This window comes from Micromonospora cremea (assembly GCF_900143515.1).
Lineage (GTDB): Bacteria > Actinomycetota > Actinomycetes > Mycobacteriales > Micromonosporaceae > Micromonospora > Micromonospora cremea.
This window is the reverse complement of record NZ_FSQT01000002.1, coordinates 1,706,808-1,722,877: the sequence shown is the minus strand read 5'-3', so window position 1 is coordinate 1,722,877 and position 16,070 is coordinate 1,706,808. Positions and strand designations below refer to the sequence as shown.

17 protein-coding genes are annotated in these 16,070 nt (G+C 73.2%); 11 read left to right on the top strand and 6 right to left on the bottom strand.

Annotation, left to right across the window (positions count from 1 at the left end):
- Positions 1 to 18: 18 nt before the first annotated feature.
- Complete coding sequence (locus BUS84_RS21435) at positions 19 to 699, bottom strand: hypothetical protein (protein WP_074315060.1); 681 nt, start codon at positions 697 to 699, stop codon at positions 19 to 21.
- 328 nt (positions 700 to 1,027) lie between these two features.
- On the opposite strand from BUS84_RS21435, the gene BUS84_RS21430 reads away from it, so the two are divergent.
- From BUS84_RS21430 to BUS84_RS21415, 4 genes are read left to right on the top strand one after another with little or no spacing between them, the layout of a single operon-like run.
- Positions 1,028 to 1,513, top strand: a complete 486-nt coding sequence (locus BUS84_RS21430) for a CarD family transcriptional regulator (protein WP_007073334.1) — start codon at positions 1,028 to 1,030, stop codon at positions 1,511 to 1,513.
- 56 nt (positions 1,514 to 1,569) lie between these two features.
- A complete protein-coding gene (gene ispD / locus BUS84_RS21425) occupies positions 1,570 to 2,265 on the top strand; it encodes a 2-C-methyl-D-erythritol 4-phosphate cytidylyltransferase (RefSeq protein WP_074315058.1) in 696 nt (231 codons plus the stop codon).
- A gap of 13 nt (positions 2,266 to 2,278) precedes the next feature.
- Positions 2,279 to 2,764 carry a 2-C-methyl-D-erythritol 2,4-cyclodiphosphate synthase gene (ispF, locus tag BUS84_RS21420; protein WP_074315056.1) on the top strand — a complete coding sequence of 162 codons (486 nt, stop codon included), beginning with the start codon at positions 2,279 to 2,281 and terminating at the stop codon, positions 2,762 to 2,764.
- A gap of 10 nt (positions 2,765 to 2,774) precedes the next feature.
- The gene (locus BUS84_RS21415; protein WP_074315054.1) at positions 2,775 to 3,803 is read left to right on the top strand and encodes a tetratricopeptide repeat protein; all 1,029 of its coding nucleotides are present in this window, start codon (positions 2,775 to 2,777) and stop codon (positions 3,801 to 3,803) included.
- Positions 3,804 to 3,940: 137 nt separating this feature from the next.
- Here the strand turns inward: BUS84_RS21415 and BUS84_RS21410 are convergent, their stop codons facing one another.
- Positions 3,941 to 5,107: a homogentisate 1,2-dioxygenase gene (locus tag BUS84_RS21410; RefSeq protein ID WP_074315052.1), complete on the bottom strand. Its 1,167-nt coding sequence runs from the start codon at positions 5,105 to 5,107 to the stop codon at positions 3,941 to 3,943.
- A gap of 94 nt (positions 5,108 to 5,201) precedes the next feature.
- On the opposite strand from BUS84_RS21410, the gene BUS84_RS21405 reads away from it, so the two are divergent.
- The 5 genes from BUS84_RS21405 to BUS84_RS21385 all read left to right on the top strand — a co-directional run bounded on the left by BUS84_RS21405 (position 5,202) and on the right by BUS84_RS21385 (position 9,697).
- Positions 5,202 to 6,071, top strand: coding sequence for a hypothetical protein (locus BUS84_RS21405; RefSeq protein WP_074315050.1), 870 nt, complete (start codon positions 5,202 to 5,204; stop codon positions 6,069 to 6,071).
- Positions 6,068 to 7,264 carry a fumarylacetoacetase gene (gene fahA, locus BUS84_RS21400; RefSeq protein WP_074315048.1) on the top strand — a complete coding sequence of 399 codons (1,197 nt, stop codon included), beginning with the start codon at positions 6,068 to 6,070 and terminating at the stop codon, positions 7,262 to 7,264. Before BUS84_RS21405 ends, fahA begins: the two co-directional genes overlap by 4 nt.
- A 235-nt stretch (positions 7,265 to 7,499) precedes the next feature.
- Positions 7,500 to 7,709 carry a DUF397 domain-containing protein gene (locus BUS84_RS21395; protein WP_074315047.1) on the top strand — a complete coding sequence of 70 codons (210 nt, stop codon included), beginning with the start codon at positions 7,500 to 7,502 and terminating at the stop codon, positions 7,707 to 7,709.
- Between the two features lie 135 nt (positions 7,710 to 7,844).
- Positions 7,845 to 8,336: an SRPBCC family protein gene (locus BUS84_RS21390; RefSeq protein ID WP_074315045.1), complete on the top strand. Its 492-nt coding sequence runs from the start codon at positions 7,845 to 7,847 to the stop codon at positions 8,334 to 8,336.
- A gap of 104 nt (positions 8,337 to 8,440) precedes the next feature.
- Positions 8,441 to 9,697 carry an outer membrane protein assembly factor BamB family protein gene (locus BUS84_RS21385; protein WP_074315043.1) on the top strand — a complete coding sequence of 419 codons (1,257 nt, stop codon included), beginning with the start codon at positions 8,441 to 8,443 and terminating at the stop codon, positions 9,695 to 9,697.
- Between the two features lie 77 nt (positions 9,698 to 9,774).
- Here BUS84_RS21385 and hisC read toward each other — a convergent pair whose 3' ends face one another.
- Genes hisC through hppD form a run of 4 tightly spaced genes read right to left on the bottom strand, consistent with a single transcriptional unit; the run spans position 9,775 to position 13,845 of the window.
- On the bottom strand, positions 9,775 to 10,878 hold the full coding sequence (gene hisC, locus BUS84_RS21380) for a histidinol-phosphate transaminase (RefSeq protein WP_074315040.1): 1,104 nt from the start codon (positions 10,876 to 10,878) through the stop codon (positions 9,775 to 9,777).
- Positions 10,875 to 11,927 carry an RDD family protein gene (locus BUS84_RS21375; protein ID WP_074315037.1) on the bottom strand — a complete coding sequence of 351 codons (1,053 nt, stop codon included), beginning with the start codon at positions 11,925 to 11,927 and terminating at the stop codon, positions 10,875 to 10,877. The genes hisC and BUS84_RS21375 overlap by 4 nt, the downstream gene beginning before the upstream one ends.
- Positions 11,924 to 12,628, bottom strand: a complete 705-nt coding sequence (locus BUS84_RS21370; RefSeq protein ID WP_074315035.1) for an RDD family protein — start codon at positions 12,626 to 12,628, stop codon at positions 11,924 to 11,926. The genes BUS84_RS21375 and BUS84_RS21370 overlap by 4 nt, the downstream gene beginning before the upstream one ends.
- A gap of 11 nt (positions 12,629 to 12,639) precedes the next feature.
- Complete coding sequence (gene hppD / locus BUS84_RS21365; protein WP_074315033.1) at positions 12,640 to 13,845, bottom strand: 4-hydroxyphenylpyruvate dioxygenase; 1,206 nt, start codon at positions 13,843 to 13,845, stop codon at positions 12,640 to 12,642.
- A 139-nt stretch (positions 13,846 to 13,984) separates the two neighbouring features.
- Between hppD and BUS84_RS21360 the strand changes: the two genes are divergently transcribed.
- Together BUS84_RS21360 and BUS84_RS21355 are read left to right on the top strand one after the other, a co-directional pair.
- Positions 13,985 to 14,491 carry an Lrp/AsnC family transcriptional regulator gene (locus BUS84_RS21360; RefSeq protein ID WP_074315031.1) on the top strand — a complete coding sequence of 169 codons (507 nt, stop codon included), beginning with the start codon at positions 13,985 to 13,987 and terminating at the stop codon, positions 14,489 to 14,491.
- 102 nt (positions 14,492 to 14,593) lie between these two features.
- Positions 14,594 to 16,039: an outer membrane protein assembly factor BamB family protein gene (locus BUS84_RS21355; RefSeq protein ID WP_084757817.1), complete on the top strand. Its 1,446-nt coding sequence runs from the start codon at positions 14,594 to 14,596 to the stop codon at positions 16,037 to 16,039.
- Positions 16,040 to 16,070: the final 31 nt, after the last annotated feature.

The following is a 16,070-nucleotide window of genomic DNA, read 5'->3' as shown; positions in this document are numbered from 1 at the left end:
TCGGCAGCCACGCCCCCGTCAGCGGGCGAGGGCCGTCAGGTCTTCCCGGTAGGCCTCCACCGGCCCCACCTCGGGTAACACCCGGGTCACCACGCCGGCGCGGCCGACCAGCAGTGCGGTCGTGATGCCGGGGCGGGCCGGCTGCCCCAGGAACGAGCGCAGCCCGCCAGCGGGGTCGGCCAGCGCCCGGACGTCGCGCTCGGCCGGCGGTGGGCCCGTGACCGTCCGCCCTCCGGCGACGGTGACCACGGCCACTCCACTGGGCGCCGCCGCCACGGCCTCGGCCACCCGGTCAGGGCACGGGCAGCCGTCCACCAAGATGATCATGGCCGGCAGCAGGCCGCGCAGCGGCACCGGCGACTGGCCGGCGTCGACCAGGTCCAGCGCGGGCAGCGCCCGTCCGGCGAGGGTCGCGGGCGGCGCGTAGGGGGCCGGGGTCGGGCGGTCGGTGCCGCGGTTGGCGCGTGGCCAGGTGACGGCGAGCAGGCCGGCCAGCGTGGTGAGCACCGCCACCAACAGGACCAGCAGCGGCAGGGCCAGGGCCCGGTGGCCGCCCGGCCGGCCGGCGGCCCGGCGCAGCTCACGGCGGACTTGGGCGGCCTCGGTGGCGAGCGCGGAAGCGTCGTCGGGGACGACCACACGACCCCACTCGGGCGGCAGGTCGGGCAGCCCGTGGCCCTCTGCGTCCGGCTTGCCCATCGGACCCCCTGGCAGCGTCTCGAGAGCGGAGTGCGGTGCTGTCTCCAGCGTCCCGCACGAGGGGCGGCTCCCGCTACACCTGGGCGCGGTCCCGTCCGGCGGGATACCATGAGGTGAGCGCATAGCCCTTGATCTCGACGTTCTGTTCACCCGTACCGGGAAGTCATCCGTGCGTTACGGAGCGTGTTTGAACCATCGGTTTGACCGCCTGTCAAGCTGAAGAAAGACCTCTCACAGGGCCCCTGAGCTGCGCCAACGGTCAGGACATCGGTGAGACATCGGTGCCTGACCGTGTTACCCTAGACACAGCGAAAGGGGTTTCGAACCTATGGTTTTCAGTGTCGGCGAGACCGTTGTTTACCCCCACCACGGGGCCGCACTCATCGAGGCAATCGAGACTCGGGTCATCAAGGGCGAGCCCAAGCAGTACCTCGTCCTGAGGGTCGCGCAGGGTGACCTGACGGTCCGGGTGCCGGCCGAGAACGCCGAGATCGTGGGCGTGCGTGAGGTTGTCGGCGAAGAGGGCCTCGGCAAGGTCTTCGACGTTCTTCGGGCTCCGCACACCGAGGAGCCGACCAACTGGTCGCGGCGTTACAAGGCCAACCTGGAAAAGCTGGCCTCGGGCAACCCGCTGAAGGTCGCCGAGGTCGTGCGTGACCTGTGGCGTCGGGAGCGGGAGCGGGGCCTTTCCGCGGGCGAGAAGCGGATGCTCGCCAAGGCCCGCGACATTCTCGTCGGCGAGGTCGCGCTGGCGGAGAAGAGCACCAAGGATGAGGCGGAGACGCTGCTCGACAAGGTCCTCACCGAGGCCTAGTCCGCACAGCATCGTCGTACCCACTTCGTAGCGAAGAAACCACCGAGGACCGCGACGTGACCGCGCAGCTGAATCCGCGCGGTGACGTCGCGGTCCTTGTGCCTGCAGCGGGTGCCGGCGTACGGCTCGGCCCCGGCCGACCCAAGGCGCTGCGCCTGCTCGCCGGGGAGCCGCTACTGGTGCACGCCGTGCGCCGGCTGGCCGCTGCGCCCTCGGTGCACACGATCGTGGTGGCCGCCCCGGCCGCCGAGGTGACGGCCGTCAGCGAGCTGCTCGCCCCGGTCGCCCCGGTGACCGTGGTGCCCGGCGGCGCGGAGCGCCAGGCCTCGGTGGCTGCCGCGCTGGCCGCGGTGCCCGCCGGTCCGGCGATCATCCTGGTGCACGACGCCGCCCGTGCGCTCACGCCGCCGGAGCTGGTGGAGTCCGTCGCGGCGGCGGTCCGCGACGGGTGCGACGCCGTCATCCCGGTGCTGCCGGTCGTCGACACGATCAAGGAGGTCGGCGCCGGCGAGGTGGTGCTCGGCACCGTGGACCGATCCGCCCTGCGCGCGGTGCAGACGCCGCAGGGCTTCCGCCGGTCCGTGCTCACCGCCGCGCACGCCGCGGCCGGCGACCCGCTCACCGATGACGCCGGGCTGGTCGAGAAGCAGGGCGTCACGGTGAGCTGCGTGCCCGGCTCGGAGTACGCGCTGAAGATCACCCGCCCGTTCGACCTGGCGTTGGCGGAGCACCTGCTGGCCGGCGCCGGCTGACGCGTACCCTCTTATCATGATCGTTCCCCGGGTGGCCGTCGGCACCGACGTGCACGCCTTCGAGCCCGGCCGGCCCTGCTGGGTGGCCGGCCTGCTCTGGCCTGACCAGGACGGCCTCGCCGGGCACTCGGATGCTGACGTGGCCGCGCACGCCGCCTGCAACGCCCTGCTCTCCGCCGCCGGTCTCGGCGATCTCGGTTCCGCCTTCGGGGTGGGCCAGCCGGAGTGGGCCGGCGCGTCCGGGGTGGCGCTGCTGACCGAGACGGCCCGCCGGGTGCGGGCCGCCGGCCTGGAGATCGGCAACGTGTCCGTGCAGGTCATCGGCAACCGACCCAAGATCGCCCGCCGTCGTGCGGAGGCCCAGCAGGTTCTCTCCGCTGCCGTCGGTGCCCCGGTCACCGTCTCCGCCGCGACCACCGACGGGCTCGGCTTCACCGGCCGTGAGGAAGGGCTGGCCGGGATCGCCGTGGCCCTGGTGTACGACGCGCCGGCCACCTAGGCTCGCCGCGATGTCCAGCGACCCCGCCTCCGACCGTTCCGCCGCCGACGGCTACCTCGAGCGCGCCCAGCTCCTCGCCGAACTCGGCCGCCACGACGAGGCGGCCGGGGAGCTGACCTTTGGGCTCGCGCTGCAGCCCGATGACCTGGAAGCACTCACCATGCTGGCCCGGGTCCACCTGGCCGCCGGTAGGCCGGTCGATGCGCTCACCGCCGCCGACGCCGCCGTGGCCGCCGCACCCGAGGCGCTCCCGCCGCTGGTCGCCCGGGGCATGGCGCTGGCCGACCTGGAGCGCTACCCCGAGTCGGCCGCCACCGCCGACCGCCTCCTCGCGCTCGGCCCGGCCGACGCGTACGCCCAGCGCAGCGCGGCGGCGCTCCTGGCCGATTCGCGCAACGGCCAGCCGGCGCTGAACGCGGCCTGGCGTGGGGTCGAGCTGGCCCCGGAGGAACCGCAGGCGCACCTGGTGCTCGGCCTGGTCGCGGCCCGGCTAGAGCTGTTCGACCTGGCCGAGCGGGCCTACCGCGAGGCGCTGCGGCTCGACCCGCGCCTCGCCGACGCCCGGCACGACGTGGGTGTCATCCGGCTGGAGCAGCGCCGCTGGTCGGAGGCGTTGGAACACCTCGCCGAGGCGGCCACGATCAGCCCGAAACGGATGGACTCCGGGCGGACCATCGCCTACGGCCTGCACCGTCTGGTGCTCTACGGCGCGGGCTGGTCACTGGTGGCCGCGGTGGTGGTGGCGTTCGCCGCCTCGGCGAACGACGGCTTCTCCCGCGTCCTGGCGGTGCTCGCCGCGCTCACCGGCGGGATCGTGGTCTGGCAGCTCGCGGCCCGGTTGCCGGGGCTGACCCGGACCGTCCTACCCGAGCTGCTGCACTCGGACCGGACCCTGGCCCTGGCGATCTACGCGGTGGCCGCCGCACCGGTGCTGCTCCTGGTGTACGCGGTGGTCGGCTCGCCGTGGCCGCTGGTGCTGGCCATCGCCGCCACCGCGGTCGCCGAATTCGCCATCTTCACCCGCACCGCCATCCGCTGACCCAAGCTCCGGCAGCACCACAGAAGATCACTAGCCCGGCTGGCTCGACCAGGTCAGGGTTTCGCCGGAGCCCGCCCGCGTCGGGATCAAGCCTGACCGCCCAGAGCGGGTGGGCTCCGGCGAAACCCCAAGGGCGACTAGACCCGACGCGCCCAGGTCCAGGCGTAACCGTCGTCCTCGCAGGTGCGGGCCGCGTCGCAGAGGTCCAGCGGACGGAAGGTGTCGACCATGACGGCCAGTTCGTCGAAGTAGTCCGCGCCGATGGAGCGTTCGGCGGCACCCGGCTGAGGGCCGTGGGTGAAGCCGGACGGGTGCAGTGAGATCGAGCCCTGCTCGATGCCGGAGCCGCGCCGGGCCTCGTAGTTGCCGCCGGTGTAGAAGAGCATCTCGTCGGAGTCGACGTTGTGGTGGTTGTACGGCACCGGGATCGAGTCCGGGTGGTAGTCGACCTTGCGGGGCACGAACGAGCAGATGACGAAGTTGGGGCCCTGGAAGGTCTGGTGCACCGGCGGGGGCTGGTGGATCCGGCCGGTGATCGGCTCGAAGTCGTGGATGGAGAACGCCCACGGGTAGAGGTGCCCGTCCCAGCCGACCACGTCGAACGGGTGGTGGGCGTAGACGTAGCGGGTCCAGCCACGCCGGTGGCGCACCAGCACCTCGGCCTCCTCGCCGTCGACGAGCAGCGGCGCGTCGGGGCCGCGGACGTCGCGCTCGCAATACGGCGAGTGCTCCAGGAACTGGCCGCGTACCGACAGGTAGCGCTTGGGCGGGCCGATGTGCCCGGTCGCCTCGATGGTGAGCAGCCGGACGGGCTCCGCACCGGTGGGCACCAGCCGGTGGATGGTCGAGGTGGGGATGATGATGTAGTCGCCGGACACCGCCTCCAGCACCCCGAACGGGGACTCGACCCGCAGTGCCCCCGACTCGATGTAGAGGCAGTGGTCGCCGGTGGCGTCGCGGAACAGCGGCGAGGGGCGGTCGGCGAGCACGTACCCGATTCGCACGTCGTCATTGGCGAGCAGGTACTGCCGGCCGAGGACCGGGTCGGCGCCGCCGGCGTCGAGCTTGTGGGTGCGCAGGTGGCGGGGCTTGAGCGGCAGGTTCGGCGTCCGGGTGGACGCGGGCGGGGTGAACTCGTCGGCGGCCAGGATCGCGGTGGGTGCGTGCCGGTGGTAGAGCAGGGACGAGTCGGAGGAGAAGCCCTCCTGGCCCATCAGCTCCTCGGCGTAGAGGCTGCCGTCGGGCTGACGGAACTGGGTGTGGCGCTTGCGTGGCACCTCGCCGGCGCTGCGGTAGTACGGCATTTCGCCTCCCGATATGTCCCGTTCGCCGGCCGGGGGCGTCCGATAATCGGACGCTGTTGTCCGTTCCTTGTAGCGTCCCGTACATTCTTGTTCCGTGTCAACGCAGGTGCCCGCACTCCTCGACGGCCTGGTGGACGACGCCGCCGTCTTCCCTCCGGGCAGCGCCGCGCTGCCCGACGCGCTGGCCGCCCACCGCCGGCACCGCACCGCCTGGTACGCCGACCTGGTCGGCCCGCTGCTGGTCCCCGCCTCGACCGTGGCCGCAGGGGAGCTGAGTGGTCTCGTCGACCCGGCCGAGGGCCTGGTGGTCGGCGTGATCGGTGACACCGGGGTCGGGAGCCTGCCCTTCGCGCTGTCGTTCCTGACGCCGGACGGCGTCACCGCCCGACAGGTCGAGGTGGCGGTCGCCCGACGGGGCGAGGACCCGCTGCCCGGCATCGCCGAGTTGCTGCGGGTGGTCGACTCCCTGCCGGACGTCGAGGCCGTCTACGCCGAGCTGCCGCTGACCTTCGGGCTGATGGGCGCGTTGGACGCGCTCGCCGCAGCCCGGGCCGACGGGGTGCCGGTCGCGGCCAAGTTCCGCACCGGTGGCCTGGCCGCCGAGCTCTTCCCCACCCCGGCCGAGCTGGCCGCGGTGATCTGCGCCTGTCGGGACCGGGACCTGCCGTTCAAGCTGACCGCCGGACTGCACCAGGCGGTCCGGCACCTCGACCCGGAGACCGGGTTCACCCACCACGGCTACGCCAACGTGCTGGCCGCGACGTTGGCGGCGGCCGAGGGCGACGGCGTGGGCGCGGTCGCCGAGCTGCTCACCGTCGCCGACCCGCGCCCGCTGCTGGAGCGAACGAGCGGCCGGCTGGACGGGGCCCGCCCGCTCTGGGTCGGCTTCGGCTCATGCAGCATCCTGGAACCACTGACCGATCTGATCCGGCTGGGGCTGGTGAACGGGGGCTACGACGCATGACCTGGGTGACCGGCGCCGACGGTTCGCCGTACGGGGTGACGAACCTGCCGTACGGGGTGTTCCGGCAGGACGGGGGCCGGCCGCGGATCGGCGTGCGGATCGGCTCGTGGGTGCTCGACCTGGCCGCGGCGGAGACCGCCGAGCTGGTGCTGGCCGCCGGCGCACTGTGCCGGCCCACCCTCAACGACTTCATGGCCCTGGGCCGTCCCCAGTGGACGGCGGTGCGGCAGCGGATCACCGAGCTGCTGACCGACCCGGCCCACCGGGCCGCGGTGGAACCGCTGCTGGTGCCGCTGGACGAGGTGCAGCTGCTGCTCCCGGTCGAGGTGGCCGACTACGTCGACTTCTACTCCTCCGAGCACCACGCGTCGAACGTCGGGCAGATCTTCCGCCCGGGCCAGCCGCCGTTGCTGCCCAACTGGAAGCACCTGCCGATCGGCTACCACGGGCGGGCCGGCACCGTGGTGGTCTCCGGGACGCCGGTGGTCCGCCCGACCGGCCAGCGCGCCTCCGCCGAGGGTCCGGTCACCGGTCCCTCCGTACGCCTCGACATCGAGGCCGAGGTCGGCTTCGTGGTCGGCGTGCCGAGCCCGCTGGGCGCCCGGGTGTCCGTCGACGACTTCGCCGACCACGTCTTCGGGGTGGTGCTGGTCAACGACTGGTCGGCGCGGGACATCCAGGCCTGGGAGTACCAGCCGCTCGGCCCGTTCCTGGGCAAGTCCTTCGCCACCTCGATCTCGGCCTGGGTGACGCCACTCGACGCGCTCGCCGACGCATTCGTGCCGGCCCCGGATCAGGACCCGCCGGTCGTCGACTACCTGCGGGACGTGCCGCACCTGGGGCTGGACCTCCGGCTGGCGGTCGAGTGGAACGGCGAACCTGTCAGCGAGCCGCCGTTCGCCACCATGTACTGGACGCCGGCCCAGCAGTTGGCGCACCTCACCGTCAACGGCGCGTCCCTGCGCACCGGCGACCTGTACGCCTCGGGCACCGTCTCCGGCCCGGACCGTTCGCAGGTCGGCTCGTTCCTGGAGCTGACCTGGGGCGGAGCGGAGCCGGTGAAGCTCGGCGACGAGAGCCGCACCTTCCTCGCCGACGGCGACACGGTGACCATCACCGCCACCGCTCCCGGCCCGGACGGCACCACCGTCGCCCTCGGCGAGGTCACCGGAACGGTCCGTCCGGCCCACTGATCCGTGCCGCCCTCGAACGACCGCCGGACTGGTCCGGCGGTCGGGTCGGGCCCGTGTGGGCCCGTCCGGCGGACCGTCTCACCGATGGGACTGATGATCGCACCGGCTGTGCGATGACCGATCCGGGTTACCCCGTTGATCGTCGCGGATTCCATCGCCCCGCTGCGTGGCACGGGCCGGGGCCGCGCCCGGCTGCCCAGCGGTGGGGCATCCCATCGCACACGGAGGTAGGACGATGCACGATTTCGCGGGCGCGGTATGGCGTACCAGCAGCCGTTCCAACCACCAGGGGCTCTGCGTGGAGGTGGCGGACAACCTGGTCGACGTCCTCGGTCTGGTCGGGGTTCGCGACTCCAAGGACCAGGCCGGTCCCACACTGGCCGTCAGCCCGCCGGGGTGGACGGCGTTCATCGGCGCGCTCCGGGGCGGTCGCTTCGATCGCTGACCGCCGGGCCGGTCGCTGACCGGCGCCGAGCGGCCGGGCGAAACGGACAACGTGGCCTCCGGGTGGTGGAAATTCCGTCCCGGAGGCCCCGTCCAGCCCTCACCCCGCGTACCGTCGAGGACACGGGAGGGTGGCATGTCGACGGTGGCGGTTACCGGGTTCATCGAGGCGCACGCCGTCGATGTCTGGCGTCTACTGACCGACCTGCCCGGCCGTGCGGCCCGGCTGAGCGCCGCCGGCCCGGTCGAGCTGCTCACCCCGGGTCCGTTCGGGCCCGGCACCGCGTGGCGTGAGGCGCGCACCCAGCCGGGCGGCGGCACGCTGACCGAGGAGTTCCTCGTGGTGGAGGCGCGCGCCCCGCATCGGCTGGTGCTCTGTTCCTCCGGGGCCGGTGTGGACTACCGGATCACCTGGAGCCTGCGGTCGGTCCAGCGTCGCCGTCGTGGCTGCACGGCGGTCACCGTCACCCAGGAGGCGGTGCCGACCGCCCCGTACGGCCGGGTGGTGGCGCTGCTGCTCGGTGGGCTCGCCGCCCGGGCGGTCGAGGTGGCGCTCCGGCGTGATCTCGCCGACCTGACCTCCGCGGCCAACGCGGCCGGCTCCGCCGGCTCCGTCGAAGCAGCCTGACCTCCATCCGGCCGATTCCACCGCCGCTGTCCCGGCCCGGGGCGGCGTGACCTGACCAGGCTCCGGCGCGTTCCGCTGGGTAGGGTGCCGGGCGGAGGTGCGGCATGGGGTTCCCGAAGGGCCGGCGACGGCTCGTGGTGGCGGTCGTGGCGCTGCTCGCCACCGCGGCGGTCGCGGTCATCGTCCACCGGGTGCTCGCGCCGGCCGAGGTGAGCACGGAGGCTCGGGGTGCGTACCCGGCCGCGGCGCAGCCGGCCGTCGGCGTGGTCGGTCGGCTGCCGGTCGCCCCGTTGATCGTGGACGCCCGGCTGCGGGTGTACGCCGCGCACCGCCAGGTCTATGCCGACCGGCCGGTCGACGGGCGGCACCGGACCACCCCGTACTGGTCGTACCGGCGCTGGCCGGCGGAGTTGACCGGGGTGGTGGCCAGCGGCAGGACGGTGGTCAGCCGGTGGTCCGACGGGCGTCTGGTCGCGCTCGACGCGTCGACCGGGCGGGTGCTCTGGCGAGCTGACGGCCCGGTGCCCGCCCGGGACGAGACGGTGGTCCGGCGTACCGGGGCGGCCATCGTCTGGGATCCGCCCGGGCTCTACCTCACCGACCTCGCGGACGGCCGGAGGGTGCTGGTGGTCACCGGGGACGCCCAGGCACGCGGGGTGGAGTTGGCCGGCGGCCGGGAGCTGTGGCGGGTCGACCTGCCCGGCGCCTGCCGCAGCGACGTCGGCACCACCTCCTCGGGGCGGCTGATCGGCGTGGACAGCTGCGCCGGGCCGACCACGGTCGAGTTCCGGGACGCGGCGACCGGCGTGGTGCGCGAGCGCTGGCGGCCGCCGAACGGCCCGGACGCGCTGGTGGCGACCCCGCTCGGTTGCCGTACCGGCCGGTCGGACTGCCCGGGCCTGCGGACGGCCGGGCCGGGGGACGCGGGTGGCCGGGGTTGGCTGCTGGGTGTCGGCGAGCCGATCGCCGCCCCCGCGCTGGACGCCTCCGGCGCGACCCTGGCCAGCGAGCAGGCGGTTACCGTGCTCGACGGGGTGGCCGTTGGTCGGTCGGCCCGCTCCGGTGCCGAGCTGTGGCGGGTCGACGGGCTGGGATCGGCCCGGGTGCTCGCCGTCCAACCTGGCCGGGTGCACCTGCTGACCGACGCGAACGACCTCGTGACGCTCGACCCGGTGACCGGGACGCGGCTCTCGCGCTTCTCGCTCAACGTCGGCTCCGATGGGACCGGCTGGGTGCCCGGGGCGGTGGCGGCGGCGGACGGCTACCTCGCGGTGGAACGGCTTCGCGAGCCGGTCGACCCGGACGGGGACGACCAGCGGTACTACCTGACCGCCGAGGCGGTGATCCTGGCCGCCACCTGATCGGGCCGGCGGCCCGCCGCCGGCGACCGGAGTGACCCGGTCGACCAGCGGCGTCGTCAGTGGCGGGCCGGCACGGATCAGACCAGCGCCGCCTCCGCGGCGGCCAGGAACGCGTCGTTCTCGGCCGGAGTGCCGATGGTGACGCGCACCCCGTCCCCGGCGAACGGCCGGACGATCACCCCGCGCGCCTCGCAGGACTTGCCGAACGCCACCGCCTTGTCGCCGAGCGGCAGCCAGACGAAGTTGGCCTGGCTGGTCGGCACGTCAGGCACGAACTTCCGCAGCGCCTCGGTGACCCGGTCCCGCTCGGCGACGACCAGGGCGCAACGGCGCTCCATCTCCGTGGCCTGGGTCAGCGCGGCGAGTGCCCCGGCCTGGGCGGCCGTGCTGGTGGAGAACGGGGTCACCACCTTGCGGACCGCCGCGGCCACCACCGGCTGGGCGACCAGCCAGCCCACCCGCAGCCCGGCCAGGCCCCACGCCTTGGACAGGGTGCGCAGCACCGCCACGTTCGGCCGGTCCAGGTAGTCGAGCCCGTCCGGCACTTCCGGGTCGGTGACGAACTCCCGGTACGCCTCGTCGATGACCACCAGCACGTCGTCCGGCACCGCGTCGAGGAACCGGTCCAGCTCGGCCCGGCGTACCGCCGTGCCGGTGGGGTTGTTCGGGTTGCAGACCAGGATCATCCGGGTCCGGTCGGTCACCGCCGCGGCCATCGCCGTCAGATCGTGCCCGTGCCCGGCGTCGTTGGGCACCCGCACGCTGGTCGCGCCGCTGGTCGCGGCGATGATCGGGTACGCCTCGAACGACCGCCACGCGTAGAGCAGCTCGTCGCCGGGCAGGCAGGTGGCCCGCACCAGGTGCTCGGCGAGCGCCACCGACCCGCAGCCGGTGGCGATCCGGTCGGGCTCCACGCCGTACCGCTGAGCCAGCGCGTCACGCAGCGCGACCACGCCCATGTCCGGGTAGCGGTGCGAGGCGGCGAGCGCCTCGGTGACCGCCTCCACCACACCGGGCAGTGGCCCGTACGGCACCTCGTTGCTGGCCAGCTTGATCGCCTCCGGCAGACCCAGCTCACGCGCCAGGTCGGCGGGGCTGCGCCCGGGTACGTAGTTGGGCAGCGCGTCGAGGTCGGCGCGGGTCAGCCGCAGCGCCGGCTGGTGACGTCCGGAGTCGGTCATGGGGTTTCTCCCGAGGGCTGGTCGCGGTCGTTCGGGGTGTCGGAACCGGTGGTGCGGGGGACCTGGACGACCACCGTCTGCGCGCGCTTGTCGTGCAGCGCCTGACGGAGCGGGTGGTCGAAGAGTGGGGAGAGGGCGTCGACGAGTTGCAACACCAGGCCGAGCCCGGCGCAGTACCAGAGCAGGGTGGGCATGCCAAGCGTGGTCCACCGGCTCAGCGCCGAGCCGAAGCCCAGTGGCTGGTCGGCGGCGAGCGGCACGGCGCGGATCCGCATCACCCGCTTGCCGACGGTCTGTCCGCCAGCGGCCATGGCGGGCACCTCGTACGCCAGCCAGAGCGCGGTGGCGATCACCAGGATCACCACCAGGAGGAGCCCGGCCTGCTCGCCGATCGGTGGCAGCCCCTCCGTGGAGGAGTTGCCCTGCTGCGCGCGCCGGAGCACCTCCCGCCAGTACGGCATCAACTCCAGGAGCCAACGCCAGACGAACCAGCCGTTGACCAGTGCGTTCAGCGCGAAGACGAGGCCGAAGTCGATCAGTCGGGCGGTGAACCGCTGACCGTAGCCTGCCAACTCCAGCCCGTGCGGGCGCGGCTCCGGTGGCCGTCCGGGCCAGCCGGGCGGAACGCCCTGTGGAGCCCAGCCGGGCGGAACGCCCTGTGGAGCCCAGCCGGGCGGGGCACCCTGCGGTGCCCAGCCCGGGGGACCGGCCTGGGGTGCCCATCCGGGCGGAGCACCCTGGGGTGCCCAGCCGGGGGGACCGGCCTGCGGTGCCCAGCCTGGGCCGTGCCCAGGCTGCGAGCCGTGCCCCGGTTGTGGACCCGGCCCGGGTTGCGGCGGCCAGTCTGGCGCGGCGGTCACCGGGCCGGGGGCGGCCGGCGCTGCCGGCGCGGCCGGGGTGACCGAGACGGGCGGTGGCTCCACCGGGGGTGGGCCGTCCGGCGGAGTCGCGTCGACGGGGATGGGCGCGCCGAGCCAGCCCTCGCCGTCCCAGTAGCGCCGGGTCTCAGGGTCGGCGGGGTCGACGTACCAGCCAGGTTCCACGCTCACTGGGACACCTTAACGACGACCGTGCCGGCGAACTTGTCGTGGAGGCACTGCTGCCAGGGCTTGTCCCAGAGCTGCCAGAACCCGTCGAGGTAACTGATGCCCGGGACCAGCGAGGCCGCCAGGTACTGCACCAGCCACCGCCGGCCGGCCATCCGCCGGTCCAGCGCGCGGGTCGGGTCGAGCGGCACCACACGCAGCTTCATCACCTTCTTGCCGATCGTCTGACCGCCGCGCTTGAGGTACTCCACGTGGTAGAGCCAGTAGAGCCCGAGCATCAGGACGAGCAGCCCGAGCTCGAGCAGCAGGATCGGAATGAAGAAGGTGACGAACAAGGTGCCCGGGTCGGGCTCGACGAGGGTTCCGTCCGGGTTGGTCCGGTTCATCTCGGTGATCATCCGCCAACAGAGGATGAAGAAGACCGGCATGAACAGCACCAGCGAGACGGCGCTGGCCAGCACCATGTCGATCAGCCAGGCGAGCAGCCGGTCGCTGAAGCTGGCCAGCGGCTGACCACCCGGGCTCAGCGTCGGGGGCAGTGGACGGGGCGGTCCGGCGTACCCCGGCGGGGGCCAGCCGGGTGGGGCGTACTGCGGCGGCACCGCGTACCCCTGCGGGTGTGGTCCGGGCGGCGGCGCGACGCCGCCGGCGGCGGGCGGAGGCCCACCGACCGGCGGCGTCGGGTACGACGGAGGCTGCGTCACGCTCGCAAGTGTTACAGGTTGCCGCGGGCTTCCTGCTCCCGCTCGATGGCCTGGAAGAGCGCCTTGAAGTTGCCCTTGCCGAAGCCGAGCGAGCCGTGCCGCTCGATCAGCTCGAAGAAGACGGTCGGGCGGTCCTGCACCGGCTTGGTGAAGATCTGGAGCAGGTAGCCGTCCTCGTCCCGGTCGACCAGGATCCTGCGGGCCTTCAGCTCCTCGATCGGCACCCGCACGTTGCCGATCCGGGCGCGCAGTTCCGGGTCCTCGTAGTACGAGTCGGGGGTGTCCAGGAACTCCACCCCGGCGGCCCGCATCGCGTCGACGCTGGCCAGGATGTCGTTGGTGGCGACCGCGATGTGCTGGGCGCCCGGGCCCTGGTAGAACTCCAGGTACTCGTCGATCTGCGACTTCTTGCGGGCGATCGCCGGCTCGTTGAGCGGGAACTTCACCTTGCGGGTGCCGTTCGCCACGACCTTGCTCATCAGCGCCGAGTAGTCGGTGGCGATGTCGTCGCCGATGAACTCCGCCATGTTGGAGAAGCCCATCACCCGCTTGTAGAACTCAACCCACTCGTCCATCCGGCCCAGCTCCACGTTGCCGACCACGTGGTCGACGGCCTGGAAGAAGCGCTTCGGCTGGATGCCGGCGTCGATCATCGGCTGCCGGTCCACGATCGGGCCACGGGCCACGAAGCCGGGCAGGAACGGGCCGGTGTAGCGGGACCGGTCGACCAGCGTGTGCCGGGTGTCGCCGTACGCGGCGATGGCGGCCATCCGGACCGTGCCGTGCTCGTCGGTCACCTCGTGCGGCTCCACGACGCTGGTGGCGCCCTGGACGATGGCGTGCGCGTACGCGGTGTCCACGTCCGGCACCTCGAGCGCGATGTCGCTCACCCCGTCGCTGTGCCGGGCCACGTGCTCGGCGCCGTCGGCGTCCGGGCGCACCGCGCCGGTCAGCACGAACCGGGCCGAGCCGCTGGTCAGTACGTACTGGGCGTGGTCCCGGTAGCCCTGCTCCGGGCCGCGGTACGCCACGCAGGTCATGCCGAACGCGGTGGAGTAGTAGTGCGCGGCCTGCTTGGCGTTGCCGACCAGGAAGTGCACGTGGTCGAGACCCTTGACCGGGAAGGGGTCGCGGCTGATGTCGTGGTCGACGGCGCCGACGAGCTGGTCGACGTCGACGTCCTCGGTCGACTGGGGTCGGTCGATCGCCTGGGTCATGGTGGCCTCCCTCGCGTACCGGCCGGCCTCGTGGGCCGCCGTGGTTGGTTCCTGTGGCGAGGATCGCTGGGCGGGCCCCGACTGGGCAACTGTCGGAGGAAAAGCTGGTCAGGTTGCACATTCGGTATGGTCTGAACCCATGAATGGTGAGCAGGCTGTACAGCTCGACACACTCGACGTGCGCTTGATCGAACTGCTCGCCGAGGAACCGCGGATCGGCGTGCTGGAGTGCTCGCGGCGGCTTGGAGTGGCCCGGGGCACCGTGCAGGCCCGGCTGGACAAGCTGGTCGACCGGGGGGTCATCGGCGGGTTCGGCCCGGAGATCTCCCCGGCCGCGATCGGGTTCGGGGTGACCAGCTTCGTCACGCTGGAGATCAGTCAACGGCACGGCCACGACCCGGTCACCGCGCACCTGGCCGCCATCCCCGAGGTGCTGGAGGCGCACACCATCACCGGCTCCAGTGACCTGCTCTGTCGGATCGTGGCCCGCTCCAACACGGACCTGCAGCGGGTCATCGACCAGATCGTCTCCTCCGCGGGCATCACGCGGGCTTCGACGATCATCGCGCTGGCCGAGCAGATTTCCTATCGCACGCTTCCGCTGGTGCGCAGCGCCGTCCGGACCGAAGGAAGGGCACCTTCCTGACGCCTCCGGTAGAGGATAGGGCCCCCTGTTAACACCTCCGGCCGCAGAAAGCGCGGCGACACGGCGGCGCGGGCGTACGGAAGATCCGTGATCGTGGCTACCGTGTGCGGTGTGGCGAAGGGGAGCGTGCGCGGTGGGCTGCTGCTTGGCCTCGCCGTGGTCGTCGCCCTCGCCGCCACCGGGGTGTGGAACCCTTTCCCGGGCCTGTGGGACTGGGTGGACCGCAGTGAACCCATCTCCGAGCCGGACGTGGTCTGGCAGGAGCGGATCGGCGGCACCCCGCGCAGCGTGACCATCGCCGGTGACACGGTGGTGGTCGAGCAGCGCACCCGGGTCGAAGCCCGCAGCCTCGCCACCGGCGCCCAGCTCTGGGAGCGCAAGGCGGACTGGTCCGCGGTCGCCGGCGGCGACCGGGACCCGGTGGTCGCCGTCGGCAAGCTCCTGGTCAAGGGGTACGAGCTGCTCGATCCCGCCACCGGCGCGACGCGGCGGCGCGACGACGACGCGGTGGCCGTCTGGACGTACCGCAACCTGCTGCTGGACGCCCGCTGCACGGATGCCACCGACTGCACCCTGAGCGCCTGGGACCCGCGAGGCACCGCACCACTGTGGACGGCGTTCCTGCCCGGTGTGAGCAGTGGGCTGCTCGCCGACAACCCGGGTCTGCGCGGCACCCGGAGGCTCACCGCCACCCGGATCGACGACAGGGTGGCCGGGCCGGAGCCGGTGCCACCACTGCTCGGCTTCCCGGTCGACGGTCGCGTGCACGTGGTCGACACCGCCACCGGCCGGGTGCTGCAGAACGTCGAGCCGGGCCGGGACGAGCGGCTCTCCGTGGTGGGCGGCCGGATGCTGCGGATCGCCGCCCGCTCCCAGGACGGCACCTGCTACTTCGCCATCTCCGCCCGGGACCCGGCGACCGGGCAGGAGGCCTGGCAGCGGGCCGGGGTCAACCTGCGGACCGCCGACAGCGCCGGCTGCGCGCAGCGGGAGGATCCGCAGGGTGCGCGGAACGTCCTGATCGGGGTCGGCCCGGACGGCCGCGAGGCGGTCATCGACGGGTACGACGGGCGGCTGCTCTGGGCCGGCGAGCCGGGCACCCGGCTGATCGCGGTCGACGATCGGTACGCCCTGTTCCGGGCCGCCGACAAGCGCTCGGTGGTGACCCGCGAACTCGGCACCGACCGGGTCCTGTGGACCCGACCGGCCAGCGGCAAGGCCGGCGCCGCGCTCACCCCGTACGCGGCGGTGGTCGTCGACGAGAAGCCGTCCCGGTTGGTCGCCCTGGACCCGCGCAGCGGCCGCGAGCTGGCCGTCCTGCGGACCCCGGCGAACGCCCTCGCGGTCGGGCCGCAGGGCATGATCGTCGGCGAGGGACGGGAGATCGGGTACGTCCGCTTCGGCGCGACCGGCGGCGCCCCCGCCCCACCGCCCGGCGACGGCGACATCCCCGCCCCGGGCGGCACCGGCCCCGGCACCGGAGACGACGACAACTGTGGGCCCAAGCGGGAACTCTGCCCCGATCCCGCTGGCGGCAAGGACGGCTGAGCAGGCGGTCGGCACGTCGTCCCGGACAGCG

Coding starts and splice junctions, on each gene's coding strand:
- BUS84_RS21390 (WP_074315045.1), top strand. CDS start 7,845: ATGTCGACGGTGGCGGTTACCGGGTTCATCGAGGCGCACGCCGTCGAT.
- BUS84_RS21430 (WP_007073334.1), top strand. CDS start 1,028: ATGGTTTTCAGTGTCGGCGAGACCGTTGTTTACCCCCACCACGGGGCC.
- BUS84_RS21360 (WP_074315031.1), top strand. CDS start 13,985: ATGAATGGTGAGCAGGCTGTACAGCTCGACACACTCGACGTGCGCTTG.
- BUS84_RS21395 (WP_074315047.1), top strand. CDS start 7,500: ATGCACGATTTCGCGGGCGCGGTATGGCGTACCAGCAGCCGTTCCAAC.
- BUS84_RS21435 (WP_074315060.1), bottom strand. CDS start 699: ATGGGCAAGCCGGACGCAGAGGGCCACGGGCTGCCCGACCTGCCGCCC.
- BUS84_RS21385 (WP_074315043.1), top strand. CDS start 8,441: ATGGGGTTCCCGAAGGGCCGGCGACGGCTCGTGGTGGCGGTCGTGGCG.
- BUS84_RS21415 (WP_074315054.1), top strand. CDS start 2,775: ATGTCCAGCGACCCCGCCTCCGACCGTTCCGCCGCCGACGGCTACCTC.
- hisC (WP_074315040.1), bottom strand. CDS start 10,878: ATGACCGACTCCGGACGTCACCAGCCGGCGCTGCGGCTGACCCGCGCC.
- hppD (WP_074315033.1), bottom strand. CDS start 13,845: ATGACCCAGGCGATCGACCGACCCCAGTCGACCGAGGACGTCGACGTC.
- fahA (WP_074315048.1), top strand. CDS start 6,068: ATGACCTGGGTGACCGGCGCCGACGGTTCGCCGTACGGGGTGACGAAC.
- BUS84_RS21410 (WP_074315052.1), bottom strand. CDS start 5,107: ATGCCGTACTACCGCAGCGCCGGCGAGGTGCCACGCAAGCGCCACACC.